General features: G+C 44.4%; 2 protein-coding genes and 1 pseudogene. 2 read left to right on the top strand and 1 reads right to left on the bottom strand.

All coding sequences use genetic code 11. From position 1 onward, the window contains the following. The coding region (locus tag A3763_RS29980) for an SPOR domain-containing protein (RefSeq protein WP_197483104.1) at positions 1-430 on the top strand (430 nt) is incomplete at its 5' end. On the opposite strand, the gene A3763_RS24535 is transcribed toward A3763_RS29980, so the two are convergent. Next, positions 399-581 (bottom strand): hypothetical protein, encoded by a 183-nt coding sequence (locus A3763_RS24535; protein WP_068507906.1) that lies wholly within the window; start codon positions 579-581, stop codon positions 399-401. The genes A3763_RS29980 and A3763_RS24535 overlap by 32 nt on opposite strands. Before the next feature lie 172 nt (positions 582-753). Between A3763_RS24535 and A3763_RS24530 the strand changes: the two are divergent. Further along, positions 754-957: pseudogene (locus A3763_RS24530) on the top strand (hypothetical protein); the annotation flags it as partial.

Raw genomic sequence — 957 nt, 5'->3', positions numbered from 1 at the left:
AGTTAATGACCGTGGGCCATTTCATGAAGGTAGAATATTAGATCTATCTTATGCCGCAGCCAAGAAGCTGGATTACCACAACAAAGGAACTGCCAGGCTTTTACTAGAATCAATCGTTGTACCAAAACCAACAGTGAGTGGTGAGGAGGCTTCGGGGGTAAAAGAAAGCAAAGACCGCTTAGCCTATTTTGTTCAAGTGGCGGCGCTATCTAATCAGGCTTCGGCTAATAACCTTCTCCAGCGTCTACAGAGAATGGGCTTGGCTCACTCTGCGTTTGTAGGGAAGGCTGAAGGGGCTAATATCTATCGTGTCAGAGTTGGACCAGTTGATGACATGAGCGCTGCAGAAAAGTTAAAGGCTCATTTATCCGACAGTGAGGTTGGTGCACCTGTTGTGATTAGTCGTCCTGTGTTGGCTCCGGGCTCTTAGGTATATGGGCTTCTTTCTCAGGCTTCATGTTTTCAGCTTGTGAAAAATCGAAGCCGCAATCTCCGTCTAGCTGTTCAGGGTCGTAGCGAATTCCACAGCCTGCTTTAACTGTTTGTGCGCTGTCAACAGAGCCGTTTTTGAGTTCCTTCATTTCGTTTATACCTCTTCTTGTTCGTTAGAAGTCTGTATTAGCTGAAGCGTTAATTTTAATACAGATTGGCTTATTGGTCTTCGCTTATGGATGAATCGATTGCTGAATTCGGTTAGACTTGCTTTCTTCAATATATGTCACTTCGTTCATATAAATCAAAATCGGGTTTTTAATGATGTTCAGATCACTAGGTAAGGTGTTACCACTTTATTCTTTGTTGTTACTTCTCGGATTCCATGTTGCCGACGCATTTGCTAAGCCAGCTCTTATTCCTTCTCCGCCACAGGTTTCAGCTAGCTCTTATATTTTAATGGATGCCACGAGTGGCGAAGTAATCGTAGAGCATGAAAGCTACGTTCAGTTGCCACCCGCCAGC

This window comes from Oleiphilus sp. HI0128 (genome assembly GCF_001635365.1).
Note: the sequence above shows the minus strand (reverse complement) of the source record. Positions and strands in the feature narration are given on the sequence as shown.

What these genes read in the sequence shown, in the direction of transcription:
- A3763_RS24535 (WP_068507906.1), bottom strand. Translation starts at nt 581, where the DNA reads ATGAAGGAACTCAAAAACGGCTCTGTTGACAGCGCACAAACAGTTAAA.